Below are 15,175 nucleotides of genomic sequence, written 5' to 3' on the forward strand. Positions count from 1 at the left end.
GCGACGCGGAGGTTCGGCGTCAGTCCGATGACGAGGACGATCCGGATGCCCCGCCGTCGCCCGACGGGCCGCTGGTGTCCGACGACGAGCCCCCGTCCGAGGCGGTCGGCGTCGGGTCCGGGCTCGGCGCGGAGTCGGGGGCGGGCGCATACTCGCCCCATCGCGGCGCCTGGTGCGGCTCGAGCGGCGGACCGGAGTACGGCTCGGCCGGCGGCGTCGGCTGCGGCTCGGGGACGAGAGGCGGCTGACCGTCGACGGGAGACTGCCCATACACAGGCGGCTGCCCATACACAGGCGGCTGACCGTACACCGGCGGCTGCCCGTACACCGGCGGCTGCCCGTACACCGGCGGCTGGCCGTACACAGGCGGCTGGCCATACACCGGCTGCTGCCCATACATCGGCGGCTGGCCGTACACAGGCTGCTGTCCGTAGATCGGCTGCCCGTAGACCGGCGGAGCGTAGACGGGCTCGGGTGCGGGTGTCAGACGCAGCGTGCGGCGACCGTCGCCGCGGCGCCACAGCCACTCCACGGCCCCGACGTAGATGCCGATCATCACGAGTGACGACACCAGGCCGAGCACGGTCGTGTCGGTCGCGTTCGCGTCGCTGAGGCCGAAGACCGAGAACCCGAACGCGACGATGTTGTTGATCACGTGCAGCGCGATGGCCGCCTCGAGTCCCCCGGTCCGCCAGGTCAGCCAGCCCGCCGCGATGGCGAACGCGGCCACGCTCGTCTGCCCCAGCACGTCGTACACGTGCCCGAGGACGAACAGCGGCACGGGCAGGAGGATCGCCCAGGCAGGATGCCGCAGCCAGCGCCCCACCGTCTGCATGAGGTAGCCGCGGAAGACGTATTCCTCGGCGGTCGCCTGGAACGGGACGAGCAGCAGCACGACCAGGAGCGACGCGACGAACGACGGGTTGTCCTGCGGCGCGACCAGGTCACCGCTCGAGCCCTCCTCGACGGGGATCAGGAAGGTCAGCGCCGACACCACGATGTAGACCACGACGGCGGCACCGGTGCACACCAGCATCCATCGCCACCGCAGTCGACCCGCGACCGACGAGATGTGGCCGATCCGCTTGCCCGCGACGATCCACGAGGCGAAGAGGTACGACGGCCAGAGGATGGCGAGCGAGAAGAGGATGACCGCGAGCCCCACCGGATCGGTGACGTCCATGACGGTGAGCCGCCTCAGCATCACCTCGGCACCGGCGCCGGGGTCCGCCGCGAACACGAGGATCCCGAAGACCAGCCCGATCAGGAGCGAGCCGACGAGGAAGAAGACGACACCGAGGATGCCGGTGACGAGCGGCACCCACCAGCCGCGGCGCTGGCGCGCGAAGACGAGCCGGTGGAATGCGAGACCGGAACCGGTCGCGTCGGCGGGAAGGGGCTGGGGAGGTCGGGGCTGCGGAACAGTCACCGTTCCATCCTGTCCCACGCCGGGCGGGGATCGTACCCTGAGGCGACCCGACGCCGGAATGTCCAGCAAACCGATGGATTCCGGTGCCAGTATGGGCTCATGACCGCTGCGCGAATCCTCGTCGTCGACGACGAGCCGAACATCCGGGACCTGCTGGTCACGAGTCTTCGGTTCGCCGGATACCAGGTCCGCGCCGTCGCGAACGGCGCCCAGACCATCTCGGCCGTCCTCGAGGAAGAACCCGACCTCATCATCCTCGACGTCATGCTGCCCGACATGAACGGGTTCAGCGTCACCAAGCGCCTCCGCGGCGCGGGTTACACCGCCCCCATCCTCTTCCTCACCGCGAAGGATGCGACGGAGGACAAGATCGAGGGCCTCAACTCGGGCGGCGACGACTACGTCACCAAGCCCTTCAGCCTCGACGAGATCGTCGCCCGCATCCAGGCGATCCTGCGCCGCACGATGCAGGCCGACGAGGACTCGATCATCAAGGCCGGCGAGATCACGATGGACCAGGACACGCACGACGTCCAGGTCGGCGACGTCTCGATCGACCTGTCCCCCACCGAGTTCAAGCTGCTGCGCTACCTGATGCTCAACCCGAACCGGGTGCTGAGCAAGGCGCAGATCCTCGACCATGTGTGGGAGTACGACTTCAACGGCGACGCCGGCATCGTCGAGAGCTACATCTCCTACCTGCGCCGCAAGATCGACCCGCACTCCTCCGAGCCGCTCATCCAGACCAAACGCGGCTTCGGATACATGCTGAAGGCCGACCGCACCGCCTGAACGGAGGCGCCCCCTGGGCCCGACCGAGAAGCAGGACCGCGTCACCCGATGGTGGCGCGGCCTCAGCCTGCGCGCGAAGGTCACCGGCGTCACCGTCAGCGTCCTCGCGTTCGGGATGATCGGCGCCGGCGTCGGCACGATGATCTTCCTGCGCAACGCGCAGCTGAACGCGGTCGACCAGTCGCTCACCCAGACGGTCACGACCGACATCGCGAGCAACCTCATGAACGTCGACCTCGACGACGGCGAGGCGACCTTCACCCCGATCGCGGCGGCGCCGACCGACTTCGCCGTCGCCGTCTACAGCGGCAAGGGCGACGGGCGCCTCCTCGCCGTCGCGGGCGGTGACTCCTCGCTCTCCCCGCCGGAGTTCCCCTCGACGTTCTCCCTCGATCAGACCGTCCTCAACGGGACGGCGCCCTTCGACCTCGCCTCGGCCGACGGCACCGTCCGCTACCGCGCCAGCGTCGACACCCTGCCGATCCCCGGCTCCCGGGACTACTACACGCAGCTGGTGGCGCTGCCCCTGAACGACGTCAACCGCACCGTCGCCAACTACATCGGCATCTACACGGCGCTCGCCCTCTTCACGATCCTCTGCAGTGCGGTCCTCACCCGCGGTCTCGTCACCCTCGCCTTCCGCGGTCTCGGGCAGGTCGAGTCGACCGCCATGACGATCGCGAAGGGCGACTTCAGTCAGCGCATGAGCGACATCGCTCCGGGCACCGAGGTCGGGCGCCTGAAGACCGCGATCAACGTCATGCTCGACCGCATCGACGAGGCCCTCGGCGAGCGGGACTCCACGGTCGAGCGGATGCGGCGCTTCATCGGCGATGCGAGCCACGAACTGCGGACCCCGCTCGTGACCGTCCGCGGGTACGCCGAGCTTTACCGGATGGGGGCGATCCAGGACCCGGAGCAGACGGCGCAGGCCATGGAACGCATCGAGAAGGAGGCGATCCGGATGGGGGCCCTCGTCGAGGACCTCCTCGCCCTCGCGCGCCTCGACGAGCAGCGCGACATCGCCGTCGTCCCGGTCGACCTCCGGCCCATCGCCCGCGACGCCGCCCTCGACGCCCGCGCGGCGGCGCCCGATCGCGAGGTCACCTTCACCGGGCAGGCGCCGAGCTCCGCGATCCCCCTCGCCATGCTCACCGAGCCCGACCCGGCATCACCCAAGCGCCGCGGCGGACCGATCGCCGGCGCCGGACGACTGCTGCGCCGACGGGGCCGAGCGGATGCCCCGCCCCCCGCACTGGAGACGTCGCCGATCGTCGTGCCCGTCGTCCCCACCACCCCGGCGCCGATCGTGCTCGGCGACGAGAACCGCATCCGGCAGGTCGTGGCGAACCTCCTCGGCAACGCGCGCCGCTACACCCCCGAAGGCTCGCCGATCGAGCTCTCCGTCGGCGCAGACCTCGAGACCGCGCGCGGCTGGATCGCGGTCGCCGATCACGGTGAGGGCATCCCGGAGCAGATCCGCGCCAAGATCTTCCAGCGCTTCTGGCGCGCGGACTCCTCTCGCACCCGCGAGACCGGCGGGTCGGGGCTCGGACTGTCGATCGTCGCGTCGATCGTGGCGACCCTGCAGGGCACGATCGAGGTGACCGACACCCCCGGCGGCGGCGCGACGTTCACGGTGTGGCTGCCGCTCGCGGTCGACCGGGCGACGGCCGGCGCCGCACTCGATCTCGCGACCCAGCCGCTGCCGCGCGCCCCGCGAGAGGATGTCTGACGCCTCCTCCCCAGGCACGCGCCTTCCGCTGGCGTCCCCAGGGCCGCGGCCTGCTCGCGGATCGCTCCTGCCCGGCTCCTAGCGTGGCGGCATCCGATCGAAAGGAACCGCGATGTCCACCTTCACCGTCGACAGTGACGCCGTCCTCGCCGCCACCAGCACGATCCGTGCCACGGGCGACCGTGTCCAGTCCGAGACCACCGCGATGCTCGGGCACCTGACCCAGCTGCAGGGGTCGTGGACCGGGAGCGCGTCGGTCGCCTTCCAGTCCGTCGTCGAGCGCTGGCGCGCAGCGCAACGCGAACTGGATGCCGCCCTCGCCGACATCAGCACGGCGCTCGGCGCGGTCGGTCAGCAGTACGCGCAGACCGAGATGGCCGCGGCCGGCATGTTCCGCTGACCGTCGGCGGACGACGAAGGGCCCCTCCCGGAGGAGGGGCCCTTCGTGCTGACGAGACGTCTCCCGCCCGTCAGGACGCGTCTTCGTCTTCCTCCGCGTTGAAGTGGGACGCGGTGTCGCTGTGCCCGGCGGCGACGCCGTCCGGATCGGCGGGGATGGTGCCGTCCTTGCCGAGACCTCCGGGTTTCTCGGTCCCGTCGCTGTCTGAACCGTTTTGCTCTGAAGACGCGTCGTCGGCCTGGACGGCGGAGTCATCGTGGTCTGTCATGGGAACCTCCTCGAATCGACGTGACGGCCCGTGCGACGCTGCGCGGTGACGACCGACGCTTCTGCGTGCTCGCTGCCTGGACCCCAGACTCGTCCGCTTCGACCGAGACGGATGCTCCCTTGACTTCTGCACGAGACTCTGCGGAAGCAGGTGCCGATGCCGCACGACGAAGGGCCCCTCCCGGAGGAGGGGCCCTTCGTGAGCCGTTCAGCGGTGGATCAGAAGTCCATGCCACCGGTCGGGTCGCCTGCCGGCGCCGCGACCTTCTCGGGCTTGTCGGCGACGACGACCTCCGTGGTCAGGAACAGACCGGCGATCGACGCGGCGTTCTGCAGCGCGGAGCGCGTGACCTTGGCCGGGTCAATGATTCCCGCGGCGAACATGTCGACGTACTCGCCCGTGGCGGCGTTGAGGCCCTGACCCGCGGGGAGTTCGGCGACCTTGTTCGACACGACACCGGGCTCGAGACCGGCGTTCAGCGCGATCTGCTTCAGGGGAGCCTGGATGGCCACCTTGACGATGTTCGCGCCGGTCGCCTCGTCGCCCTCGAGCTCGAGGCTCGCGAACGCCTTCTCGCCGGCCTGGATCAGCGCGACGCCACCACCGGGGACGATGCCCTCCTCGACGGCCGCCTTCGCGTTGCGAACGGCGTCCTCGATGCGGTGCTTGCGCTCCTTGAGCTCGACCTCGGTGGCCGCACCCGCCTTGATGACGGCGACGCCGCCGGCGAGCTTGGCGAGGCGCTCCTGCAGCTTCTCGCGGTCGTAGTCGCTGTCGGTGTTCTCGATCTCGCGACGGATCTGGGTCACGCGACCCTCGATCTGCGACGCGTCACCGGCACCCTCGACGATCGTGGTCTCGTCCTTGGTGATGATGACCTTGCGCGCACGGCCGAGCAGGTCGAGGGTGGCGTTCTCGAGCTTGAGACCGACCTCCTCGGTGATGACCTGGCCACCCGTGAGGATCGCGATGTCCTGCAGCTGAGCCTTGCGACGGTCGCCGAAGCCGGGGGCCTTGACGGCAGCCGACTTGAAGATGCCGCGGATCTTGTTGAGCACGAGGGTCGCGAGAGCCTCACCCTCGACGTCCTCGGCGATGATCAGGAGCTCCTTGCCGTCCTGGATCACCTTGTCGACGACGGGCAGAAGGTCCTTGATGTTCGAGATCTTCTGGTTCGCGATCAGGATGTAGGGGTCCTCGAAGACCGCTTCCTGACGCTCGGCGTCGGTGACGAAGTAGGGGTTGATGTAGCCCTTGTCGAAGCGCATACCCTCGGTGAGCTCGAGCTCGGTGCCGAAGGTGTTGGACTCCTCGACGGTGACGACACCTTCCTTGCCCACCTTGTCGATGGCCTCGGCGATCAGGGCGCCGATCTCGGGGTCGGCAGCCGAGATGGATGCCGTCGCCGCGATCTGGTCCTTGGTCTCGATCTCCTTCGCGCCGGCGAGCAGCTCGTCGGAGAGAGCCTTGACGGCCTTCTCGATGCCCTTCTTGAGGGAGATCGGGTCGGCACCGGCCGCGACGTTGCGCAGACCCTCGCGCACGAGCGCCTGAGCGAGGACCGTGGCGGTCGTCGTACCGTCACCGGCGACGTCGTCGGTCTTCTTCGCGACCTCCTTGACGAGCTCCGCGCCGATCTTCTCGTACGGGTCGTCGAGCTCGATCTCCTTGGCGATCGACACGCCGTCGTTCGTGATCGTGGGAGCGCCCCACTTCTTCTCGAGCACGACGTTGCGGCCACGGGGGCCGAGGGTCACCTTGACGGCGTCGGCCAGGGTGTTGAGGCCGCGCTCGAGGCCGCGGCGGGCCTCCTCGTCGAAAGCGATGATCTTTGCCATAAGTGTGTCGTCCCTCCCGGACGTGAGGTTCAGTACCGTGCCCCCAGGGACTGGGAGCGGGATAGTTCTGGCACTCAGGATGAGTGAGTGCTAAATCATTCTGGCACTCGACCCTAGGGAGTGCAAGCCGCGCGACACCGGCTCGCGCTACCGTGGCACACGCCGCGGCGAGCACCGCGGCAACGGCCCCGTCACCGCACGGAGGAATGGATGATCACGGTCGCAGAGGTCCCCGGATGAGCCGCCCCGCCATCCGCGCAGTGTTGCGCGAGGCGACTCTCGCCGCCTTCGATGACGCCGTCGCCACGCTCGACGGCGAGCACCTGTAGGGCCGTCGTCCTGACGACCGACGACGGCGGCATGAGCCCCGGTCTCTGCCTCACCACGCTCGAGCATCTCCATGCCCGACGATCCGATGCCGCCGAGAACGGCGATCTCTCGGAGCCCGGCTACGACGCTTACCTCCGTGGGGACACCGCCGAGTGGCGGGATGAACTGGTCGGGTGGGACCAGGTCGAAGCCGTCGCGCGGGCCATCGACGAGGCCGACGACGACGCGGACGACTGGTTCGAGGAACACACCGACGTGCTCATCGCGGCGCTCGCAGCCCTCCGGGAGGAGCGCGCGGACGCGCTGCACGGTGTCACCCTCTTCGTGTCGGTCACCGACAGCGATGCGTCCGAGTCCATCGAGAACCGCTCCGCCGCGGAACTCAACCCGCCCGAGCTGAGCGGGCCGTTCCTCGCCCGCTACGCGGGCTGACCGACCGGCGTCAGGCGACGACGCGGACGGATTCGGCCTGCGGGCCCTTCTGCCCGGTTCCGACGGTGAACTCGACGGCCTGACCTTCTTCGAGCACGCGGAACCCCGACATCTCGATGTTCGAGTAGTGGACGAAGACATCCTGTCCGTCGCCGAGCGTGATGAAGCCGAAGCCCTTCTCGGCGTTGAACCACTTGACGGTTCCCTGGGTCATGCGCATCTCCTGAAGCTGTGGGACACCCGAAATGCTAGCCACGGCCCCCTGCCGGATCCGGCGGTTCCCGGCTTTGTTGACACTTCCGAACCCAAGTGTTTACGGCGGCGAAACACGCGACGGCCGAGCCGCCGCGGACGGGCTCACTCCGAGCCGAAATCAAGCCCGACGATCACCACGAGCTGGGATCGCGGGTCACCGCCGGCGCTCGCCGTCTCGGGCGGCGCGACGACCTGATAGGTGTCGTCGAGAGAGACCTCGGCGCCGCCGATCGCGTCGGCCAGACCGCGGGCCGCAGCCTCGTCGGCGGTCGTGCCGTAATAGACGGTCGTGGTCGGGAAGTCGTCGGAGCTGGCGTTGCTCTCCTGGACGTCCGCCTCCGCCCACCCGGCGGCGATCACGTCCTGGCGGACGGCGTCACCCAGCGCGGCGTCGGGGGTCGCGTTCAGCACGAGCACCTCGTACGACGTGTCCACCTGCGGAGCGACCACCTGCGACGACGAACCGGGCGCCGAGCGGGCACTGAAGTCCAGACGACCGGTCGCGAACAGGGTGCTGAGCACCCCCGCCGCGACGATGGCGACGGTGGCCACCACAGACCACAGCACGATGACGCCGACGCGCAGCCGCGGCGTCTCGGCGCGGTGCGCCCCGATCCGAGCCGGACGGGCCGGGAGGTCGTCGAAGCGATCCTTCACTGCGGAGCGCGCCGCGGTCTCGGACGGGTCGGCGGCGGTGGGCTGCTCTGGCTCGGGCGGGGAGGTCGGAGACGGCACCCGAGAATGCTACCGGGCGGATGCCGGGAGCACCCTGGAGCGGGTGCGCCGCTCCCGCTCCTGCGCAGTCTGCAGCCGCCGCAGACGGTGCACGAGGACCGGATCGTAGGCGACGGCATCCGCTGATTCGAGGATCCGCCCCAGCAGCTGGTAGTAGCGCGCAGGGGTCAGCGAGAGCTCGGCGCGCAGCGCCTCCTCCTTCGCCCCGGAGTGCCCGTGCCAGCGGGCCTCGAAATCGAGGACGGCGCGGTCGCGATCGGAGAGGGGCACTCCCCCACGGTACGACCGAGATCCTCCGACACCCCGGAACATCGGGGCGGTTCGTCCGGTTGAATATGTCGAGGGAAGGAAGAACACATGAGCTATCGCGTGGAGAAGACCGACGAGCAGTGGCGGGAGGAGCTGACTCCCGAGCAGTACGCCGTCCTGCGGCAGGCCGGGACGGAGCGCGCGTGGACGGGCGAACTCCTCGATGAGGACCGCGCCGGCCTGTACACCTGTGCCGCGTGCGGCGCAGAGCTGTTCCAGAGCGGTACCAAGTTCGACTCGCACTGCGGGTGGCCGAGCTTCTACGAGTCGGTCCGCCCGGAGGCCGTCGAGCTCATCGAGGACCGCAGCCACGGCATGGTGCGCACCGAGGTGCGCTGCGCGAACTGCGGCTCGCACCTGGGGCACGTGTTCCCCGACGGTTTCGGCACCCCCACGGGCGACCGTTACTGCATGAACTCGCTGTCGCTGTCGTTCACCCCGAAGAACGACTGACCTCCGGGGCACCGCCCCGCTTGCAGGCCGCGCCGACACCGTCAACCCCGGTGTCGGCGCGGCGTCGTGCGTCTACCGTGGCTTCGGACGCGGTGAGGGACGCCGCGGTCGGAGGATGCACATGCCCGAGACCACCGACCACGCAGACGACCTGCTGGGCGGCCGTTACCGTCTCGGTGAGACGCTCGGCCGCGGCGGCATGGCTGACGTCCACCGCGGCGAGGACGTCGTCCTCGGCCGAGAGGTCGCGATCAAGGTTGTGCGCTCGGGGGCCGACGGAGTCGCCGCCGACAGCCGTGCGCACGGCGAGGTCAGCGTGCTGGCGGCGCTCAACCACCCGTCGCTGGTGACGCTCTACGACGCGCAACTCGACGTGGACCCGCCTTACCTCGTGATGGAGCTCGTCGAGGGACCCACCCTCACGACACGCATCGCCCGGTCTCCGTTGACCCCGTCCGCGGCGGCGACGATGGCCGCCGAGCTCGGCGAAGCCCTCCACGTCGCACACGGCGCCGGCGTGGTGCACCGCGACGTCAAGCCATCCAACGTCCTGCTCGCACCGTCTCACCTCCCCGATCACGAGTTCCGCGCGAAGCTCGCCGATTTCGGCATCGCGTATCTCGTCGACACCGCACGGGTGACGAACCCCGGCGAGGTGATCGGCACCGCCGCCTACCTTGCTCCCGAGCAGGTACAGGGCGTCGATCCGGCACCGCCCGCCGACGTCTACGCCCTCGGCCTGGTCCTGATCGAATCCCTGACAGGGAAGCGGGCCTTCCCCGACGCGGCCGGCGTCGCCACCGCCCTCGCCCGACTCGAGGCCCCACCGGAGATCCCTGCGGAGCTCGACGCGGAATGGCGGGACCTGCTGCGCGACATGACGCGCATCGACCCGGCCGAGCGGCCTCCGGCCCTCGACGTCGCGATGCGCGCACGCGCGCTCGCCGCGACCACGTCCGACGCCCGCACCGAAGCGCTTCCCGCTGCCGGCGCGGTGGCCGCCGGCAGTGCCGGCGCAGCGATGGCGGCGGGCTCTGTCGACCATGCTCCGGATGCGGCGACCGAGGCTCTCCCGCCCGCCGGGGCCGCCGCGACCGACGCTCCCCCTCCATCCACGCCCGCGACGGCCCCCACCAGTGTGCTGGCGGCCGCCTCCAGCGCTTCGCCTGCAGCCGAGGCGACGCGCACCATCGACGCGGCGCCCGCCTCGGCAGCCCCTGCCGAGGGCCAGCCGGCCGAACGCCGGCCCCGGCGGCGTTCACGGCGCCGGGCGACGGTCTGGATCACCGCGGCCGCCGCGGCGGCGCTCGTCGCCGGGACCGGCGGCATCCTGGCCCTCACCGCCGGCGGCGACGAGGTAGCTCCCCCCGACCCCGCTCCCGTCACCGACCCGACCCCGGACGTCACTCCGACCGCCCCGCTCACCGAGGACGAGGCCCCCGACGAGGTCGACACCGTGAGCGACACGGACACAACGGACGAGCAGAGAACGACGCCGACGCCCGAGGTGACCACGGAGGCGCCCGACGAGGAGGCGACACCGGACGAGGACGCCACGGAGCCGGCGGAGGAGACGGCCCCGACCGACGGCGCCACCGACGACGAGGGCACCGTCGAGGGCGGCGGCACGGCCCCCGTCGAGCCGAGCCCCGCACCCACTGATGACGCCGTCACCGAGCCCGACCCGGCCGACAGCCCCGCTCCCGCCGAACCGTCGCCCGCCCCGACCGGCTGACCGCGTCAGCGCCGGACGGGCCAGAACGCGGCGACGAACACCGACGCCAGTCCGATGACGACGGTGACGGCTTCGATGACGACCCCCGGTCCGGCCGGCGCCGGCCAGAGCACATCGAGAGCCAGTGACGCGAGGAGCTGCCCCGACACCGCGGCCAACCCGAACAGGAGCACCCCCGTGCGGGCCACGAGCGCGGCCGACAGCATGACGTACGCCACGCCGAGCGCGCCGCCGAGGTAGAGCCACGGCTCCGACGGCAGCGCCGCCGGTGGTCCGTCGACGATCGTCACGACGACCGCCAGCATCGCCAGGATCGCCGTCCCCAGCGTGAAGTTCACGAGCGTCGCCGTCACCGGGGTCCCGACGCGCACCCGCAGCCGGCCGTTGGTCGCCTGCTGCCAGGCGAGTCCCACTCCGACGACGACGGGGAGCACGACCATCCAGACGGGCACGCCCGCCAGCCCGTCCCCCGAGATCAGCACCACGCCCACGGCGGCCAGGGCGAGCGCGCCGCCGACCAGTCGCGGCACCGTGACGGCGACGACCCCGCCGGGCCCGTACCCCACCCGGTCGAGGATCAGCCCGCCCACCGTCTGCCCTGCGACGATGCCGACCGTGAACAGCGACACCCCCACGATCCCGACGGCGACGGCCTGCGTTCCGACCGTCAACGCTCCCGCGGCGCCGCCCACCAGCATCCACCACGGAATGCTGCGCTCGCGGATGCCGCGGCTCAGCAGGACCGCTCCGCGACGCCCACCCGGGGTCAGCACCGAGACGAGCGCGATCAGCAGCAGACCGCTGCCGAACGAGATGACGGCGGCCACCATGGCGTGCTCGAGACGCACACCGAGCTGACCGTTGATGCGCGCCTGGACGGCGGTGAGGACGCCGACCGACACCGCACCCACCAGGGCGGGCGCCAGCGAGGTCCGCGCGGACGGACTCGTCACGCGAGCCGGCTCAACCGAACAGCGCGGCGGCTTCTTCGTAGCGGTGCGCCGGCACGGTGTGGAGCGATCCGAGCGCCTCCGCGAAGGGCACCCGGACGATCTCGGTGCCCTGCATGGCGACCATCTGGCCCCATGCGCCGTCGACGACGGCGTCCGCGGCGTGCAGGCCCAGACGTGTCGCGAGGACACGGTCGAAGCCCGACGGCGAACCGCCGCGCTGGATGTGGCCGAGGACGGTCGCGCGGGTCTCGATGCCCGTGATCCGCTCGATCTCGGGGGCGAGGATCTCGCTGATGCCGCCGAGGCGGGGACGGTTGAAGGCGTCGAGCCCCTTGTCGCTGTACGCCTCGTCCATGCCGGTGAGGGTGAAGCCCTCCGAGACGACCACGAGCGGCGCACGACCGCGGTCGTGCGCCTTCTGGACCTGCTCGGCGATCTCGTCGATCGACATGGGGTGCTCGGGGATGCAGATGACGTGCGCGCCGGCCGCGATCCCGGAATGCAGGGCTATCCAGCCCACGTGACGACCCATCACCTCGGCGACCATGCAGCGCTGGTGCGAGTCACCGGTCGTCCGCAGGCGGTCCATCGCCTCGGTAGCGATATTCACCGCCGTGTCGAAACCGAACGAGTAGTCGGTGGCGTGGAGGTCGTTGTCGATGGTCTTCGGCACACCCAGGACGTTGATGCCGTCCTTGTGCAGCCGGTCGGCCGCCGCCAGCGTGCCCTCGCCGCCGATCGCGACGATGCCGTCGAGACGGTGGCCGTACATCGTCTTCGAGATGTTCTCCGCGCCGCCGCGCGGGCCCTCGTAGGGGTTCGTCCGGCTCGTGCCGAGGATCGTGCCGCCGACCTTCGACAGACCCTTCACCTCGTGGCGCGTCAGCGGGAAGAAGTCACCGTCGACCACGCCGCGCCACCCGTCGCGGATGCCCACGAACTCGATGTCGTACGTGGTCGTGCCCTTCAGCACGATGCCCCGGATGACGGCGTTCAGTCCTGGACAGTCGCCGCCGCTCGTGAGGATACCGATCTTCATGAGGGGTCCTTAGGTGATCTCGGGTTGGTGCTGGGGGCGACGCTGCCTCGATGACACTATCGCCGCGACGGCGTCGCCTGCCAGCCGAGCGGGCTCAGGCGGCGCCGAGCGCCTGCCGGAGCAGGTGCATGAGCGCCGACAGCTGCACGGAGTCGCTCGAGGTCGGGTCGACCGCGTCGCCGTCGAGGGCGCGCTGAGCCAGACCCTGCTTGCTGTCGATGAGCTCGGCGATCTTCGTGTCGATCGTGTGCGCCGCGATGATGCGCCACGCCGTGACCGGCTCGCCCTGACCGATGCGGTGCACGCGGTCGATCGCCTGCGTCTGCTCGGCGGCCGTCCAGCTGAGCTCGGCGAGCACGACGTTCGAGGCGGCCTGCAGGTTGAGGCCGACACCGGCGGCCGTGAGCGAGCACACCGCGATGGCGACGTCGGGGTCGCCGTTGAACGCGTCGATCGCCTGCTGGCGGACGGGCGTCGTCTGGTCGCCGCGGATCGAGACGGTGCGGAGCCCCGCCGACGCGAAGTGCGCCTCGGCGGCATCCATCACGTCGATGTGCTTGGCGAAGAAGACCACCTTGCCGACCGAGCGCTGCAGCTGCGCGGCGTAGTCGGCGGCGAGCTGCGCCTTCGCCTGACCGATGCGGCGGACCATCGTGAAGACGTTCTCGGAGCCGCTGCCGGCAGCCTTGGCCTCTTCGAGCTCGCCGTGCGCGACGAGACGCACGATGTCCTCGTCGGCCTCGCCGCGGACGACGCGGTCGCCGCGGGCTTCGATGATCCGGCGGTACTTCGCCGCCAGACGCTCCCCGAGCTCCCGCTCGGCGGCGCGGATGGAGCGGCCGTACTCGTCGTCGAGCTCGACGGGGAGGTCGGCGACGAGCTTGTCGGGGAGGTCGGCGGCGACGTCCTTCTTTTTGCGCCGCACGATGCCCATCGAGATGACGGCGGAGCGGGCCTCGGGGTAGAACGCCTTGTCCGCGGGCGTGAGGCCGGTCTCGTCGAGGCGCGCCATCAGCTCGGGGCCGGGCTTCTCGCCGTTGGTCCAGCCGAGGAAGCGCCAGATCGCGTCGAAGTCCTCGACGTCGTTGATGAGCGGGGTACCCGTCAGGGCGAGCAGCAGCGGATCGCGCACCTGCTCGCGGATACGCGAGGCGAGCGCGAGCACGTTGCGCGAGCGCTGCGAGGTGAGGTTCTTGATGAAGTGGGCCTCGTCGACGACCATGCCCTTCAGCCCGATCGAGCTGAGCCAGGACAGGTGGCGATCGAGGATCTCGTAGTTGACGATGAAGACGTCCGCGAAGGCATCCATCGTCTCGCCGTCGCCCTGGATCACCGTCGCGCGACGTTGCGGGGTCCACCGCTCCACCTCGCGCGCCCAGTTCATCTTCACGACGTTGGGGACGACGACCAGCAGCGGGTAGGCGTCGGCGACGGATGCCGCGAGCACCGACTGCGCCGTCTTGCCGAGACCCGGCTCGTCGGCCAGCAGGAAGCTGCGGTGCCCCGTGCGGACGGCCTCGAGGAACCGCGACTGGTGCGGCATGACGTCGAGCCCCTTGGGCGAGATGCGGTCGAACTCGGGGACGGGCGGCAGGTCCATGGACGCGGCCCCTCCCCCGGCACCGGTCTCGAACGCCTTGTACAGCGGGCCCATGAGCTCCCACCCGTCGAGCCGGCGCCGCGGCGTCGACACGGGGGCGCGGAGGGCGACGTCGGGGGCGAGGAAGGGGTGGGCCTCCTTGCGCGCCTCGACCTGCGGCGGCACGACCTGGCGGTCGGCGATCGCGTCGGGGACGACGGGCGCCTGAACGGGCTTCGCGTCGGTGATGATGAGCTCGTCCTCGGGCAGCTCCGCCCCGGACTCGAGGAGCCAGTCACGACGCATGCGGCGCGCGACCGGCGACGTCGCCTGATCGACCTCGAGCAGCTGGATGAGGGAGGTGTCGCGGGCGGCGGTCTTGGCGAGGATCGTCGCGACGCCGTCGAGGCGCTTGAGCAGCTCGGCGCGCGCACCGTCGGCGATGTCGGACGCCGCCTTCACGCGAGCGCGCTCCTCGCGCACGAGGAAGGCGATCACCTGGAACTTGACGCGGTTGGTCGGCCCGAGCTTGCCCCGCTGGGCCTTGGCCTCGACCTCGCGCACCTTCCGGGCGAGGATCGGGATGAGGGGTGCCTCGTCGTCTCGGCGCGACGATGATCCCCGACGACGCCGAGCGGCGGTCTTGGGGGCGGTGGCTGCCGTGGTCGGCATGCTCCTCCTGAGCGTGACACCGGCGGTTGCCGGCGAGCGTCGTGCGAGACGACGGTCTTCGAGGCCGCGACGTCGGTCGCAGCGCGGATGTGGTCCCCGGGTCGTCACGGCTGCGGGTACTCGCTTCTGCGAGCTGCGGCGACGGGACGGGCCCTTCCCCGTCATTCTAGCGCGTCGCGGTCCCGGGCTCCCACCGCGACTCAGCGGTGCGGCGCGCGGTG

At 70.6% G+C, this 15,175-nt stretch carries 15 protein-coding genes; 6 read left to right on the top strand and 9 right to left on the bottom strand.

Features of this window, described 5'->3' with window-relative positions; all coding sequences use genetic code 11:
• Window positions 1–19: 19 nt before the first annotated feature.
• Window positions 20–1,429 (bottom strand): CPBP family intramembrane glutamic endopeptidase, encoded by a 1,410-nt coding sequence (locus Q9S71_RS12975; RefSeq protein WP_311862751.1) that lies wholly within the window; start codon window positions 1,427–1,429, stop codon window positions 20–22.
• 99 nt (window positions 1,430–1,528) lie between these two features.
• Between Q9S71_RS12975 and Q9S71_RS12980 the strand changes: the two genes are divergently transcribed.
• The 3 genes from Q9S71_RS12980 to Q9S71_RS12990 all read left to right on the top strand — a co-directional run bounded on the left by Q9S71_RS12980 (window position 1,529) and on the right by Q9S71_RS12990 (window position 4,356).
• Window positions 1,529–2,221 carry a response regulator transcription factor gene (locus Q9S71_RS12980; protein ID WP_036311868.1) on the top strand — a complete coding sequence of 231 codons (693 nt, stop codon included), beginning with the start codon at window positions 1,529–1,531 and terminating at the stop codon, window positions 2,219–2,221.
• Window positions 2,222–2,336: 115 nt separating this feature from the next.
• Window positions 2,337–3,956 carry a sensor histidine kinase gene (locus Q9S71_RS12985; RefSeq protein ID WP_311862755.1) on the top strand — a complete coding sequence of 540 codons (1,620 nt, stop codon included), beginning with the start codon at window positions 2,337–2,339 and terminating at the stop codon, window positions 3,954–3,956.
• A gap of 112 nt (window positions 3,957–4,068) precedes the next feature.
• Window positions 4,069–4,356 carry a WXG100 family type VII secretion target gene (locus Q9S71_RS12990; RefSeq protein WP_064001530.1) on the top strand — a complete coding sequence of 96 codons (288 nt, stop codon included), beginning with the start codon at window positions 4,069–4,071 and terminating at the stop codon, window positions 4,354–4,356.
• A gap of 70 nt (window positions 4,357–4,426) precedes the next feature.
• Here the strand turns inward: Q9S71_RS12990 and Q9S71_RS12995 are convergent, their stop codons facing one another.
• Together Q9S71_RS12995 and groL are read right to left on the bottom strand one after the other, a co-directional pair.
• Window positions 4,427–4,624 (bottom strand): hypothetical protein, encoded by a 198-nt coding sequence (locus tag Q9S71_RS12995; protein WP_311862757.1) that lies wholly within the window; start codon window positions 4,622–4,624, stop codon window positions 4,427–4,429.
• Between the two features lie 218 nt (window positions 4,625–4,842).
• The gene (gene groL, locus Q9S71_RS13000; RefSeq protein WP_217531211.1) at window positions 4,843–6,462 is read right to left on the bottom strand and encodes a chaperonin GroEL; all 1,620 of its coding nucleotides are present in this window, start codon (window positions 6,460–6,462) and stop codon (window positions 4,843–4,845) included.
• A gap of 360 nt (window positions 6,463–6,822) precedes the next feature.
• On the opposite strand from groL, the gene Q9S71_RS13005 reads away from it, so the two are divergent.
• The gene (locus Q9S71_RS13005; RefSeq protein ID WP_311862760.1) at window positions 6,823–7,224 is read left to right on the top strand and encodes a DUF4303 domain-containing protein; all 402 of its coding nucleotides are present in this window, start codon (window positions 6,823–6,825) and stop codon (window positions 7,222–7,224) included.
• Window positions 7,225–7,234: 10 nt separating this feature from the next.
• On the opposite strand, the gene Q9S71_RS13010 is transcribed toward Q9S71_RS13005, so the two are convergent.
• The 3 genes from Q9S71_RS13010 to Q9S71_RS13020 all read right to left on the bottom strand — a co-directional run bounded on the left by Q9S71_RS13010 (window position 7,235) and on the right by Q9S71_RS13020 (window position 8,484).
• The gene (locus Q9S71_RS13010) at window positions 7,235–7,438 is read right to left on the bottom strand and encodes a cold-shock protein (protein WP_064001526.1); all 204 of its coding nucleotides are present in this window, start codon (window positions 7,436–7,438) and stop codon (window positions 7,235–7,237) included.
• Window positions 7,439–7,581: 143 nt separating this feature from the next.
• A complete protein-coding gene (locus Q9S71_RS13015; RefSeq protein ID WP_311862761.1) occupies window positions 7,582–8,214 on the bottom strand; it encodes a LytR C-terminal domain-containing protein in 633 nt (210 codons plus the stop codon).
• A gap of 9 nt (window positions 8,215–8,223) precedes the next feature.
• Entirely contained in the window at window positions 8,224–8,484 is a 261-nt protein-coding gene (locus Q9S71_RS13020) for a DUF3263 domain-containing protein (RefSeq protein WP_064001524.1), read from the bottom strand.
• Window positions 8,485–8,571: 87 nt separating this feature from the next.
• Here Q9S71_RS13020 and msrB point away from each other — a divergent pair, with 87 nt between their 5' ends.
• Both msrB and Q9S71_RS13030 read left to right on the top strand, forming a co-directional pair.
• Window positions 8,572–8,976: a peptide-methionine (R)-S-oxide reductase MsrB gene (gene msrB / locus Q9S71_RS13025; RefSeq protein ID WP_064001523.1), complete on the top strand. Its 405-nt coding sequence runs from the start codon at window positions 8,572–8,574 to the stop codon at window positions 8,974–8,976.
• Between the two features lie 121 nt (window positions 8,977–9,097).
• Window positions 9,098–10,711 (top strand): serine/threonine-protein kinase, encoded by a 1,614-nt coding sequence (locus Q9S71_RS13030; RefSeq protein ID WP_311862762.1) that lies wholly within the window; start codon window positions 9,098–9,100, stop codon window positions 10,709–10,711.
• Window positions 10,712–10,716: 5 nt separating this feature from the next.
• Here the strand turns inward: Q9S71_RS13030 and Q9S71_RS13035 are convergent, their stop codons facing one another.
• The 3 genes from Q9S71_RS13035 to Q9S71_RS13045 all read right to left on the bottom strand — a co-directional run bounded on the left by Q9S71_RS13035 (window position 10,717) and on the right by Q9S71_RS13045 (window position 14,954).
• The gene (locus tag Q9S71_RS13035) at window positions 10,717–11,664 is read right to left on the bottom strand and encodes a DMT family transporter (RefSeq protein WP_311862763.1); all 948 of its coding nucleotides are present in this window, start codon (window positions 11,662–11,664) and stop codon (window positions 10,717–10,719) included.
• Window positions 11,665–11,674: 10 nt separating this feature from the next.
• Window positions 11,675–12,703: an ATP-dependent 6-phosphofructokinase gene (locus tag Q9S71_RS13040; protein ID WP_064001520.1), complete on the bottom strand. Its 1,029-nt coding sequence runs from the start codon at window positions 12,701–12,703 to the stop codon at window positions 11,675–11,677.
• A 94-nt stretch (window positions 12,704–12,797) separates the two neighbouring features.
• The gene (locus tag Q9S71_RS13045) at window positions 12,798–14,954 is read right to left on the bottom strand and encodes a DEAD/DEAH box helicase (RefSeq protein WP_311862764.1); all 2,157 of its coding nucleotides are present in this window, start codon (window positions 14,952–14,954) and stop codon (window positions 12,798–12,800) included.
• Window positions 14,955–15,175: the final 221 nt, after the last annotated feature.

Source organism: Microbacterium gawkjiense (assembly GCF_031932225.1).
GTDB lineage: Bacteria > Actinomycetota > Actinomycetes > Actinomycetales > Microbacteriaceae > Microbacterium > Microbacterium gawkjiense.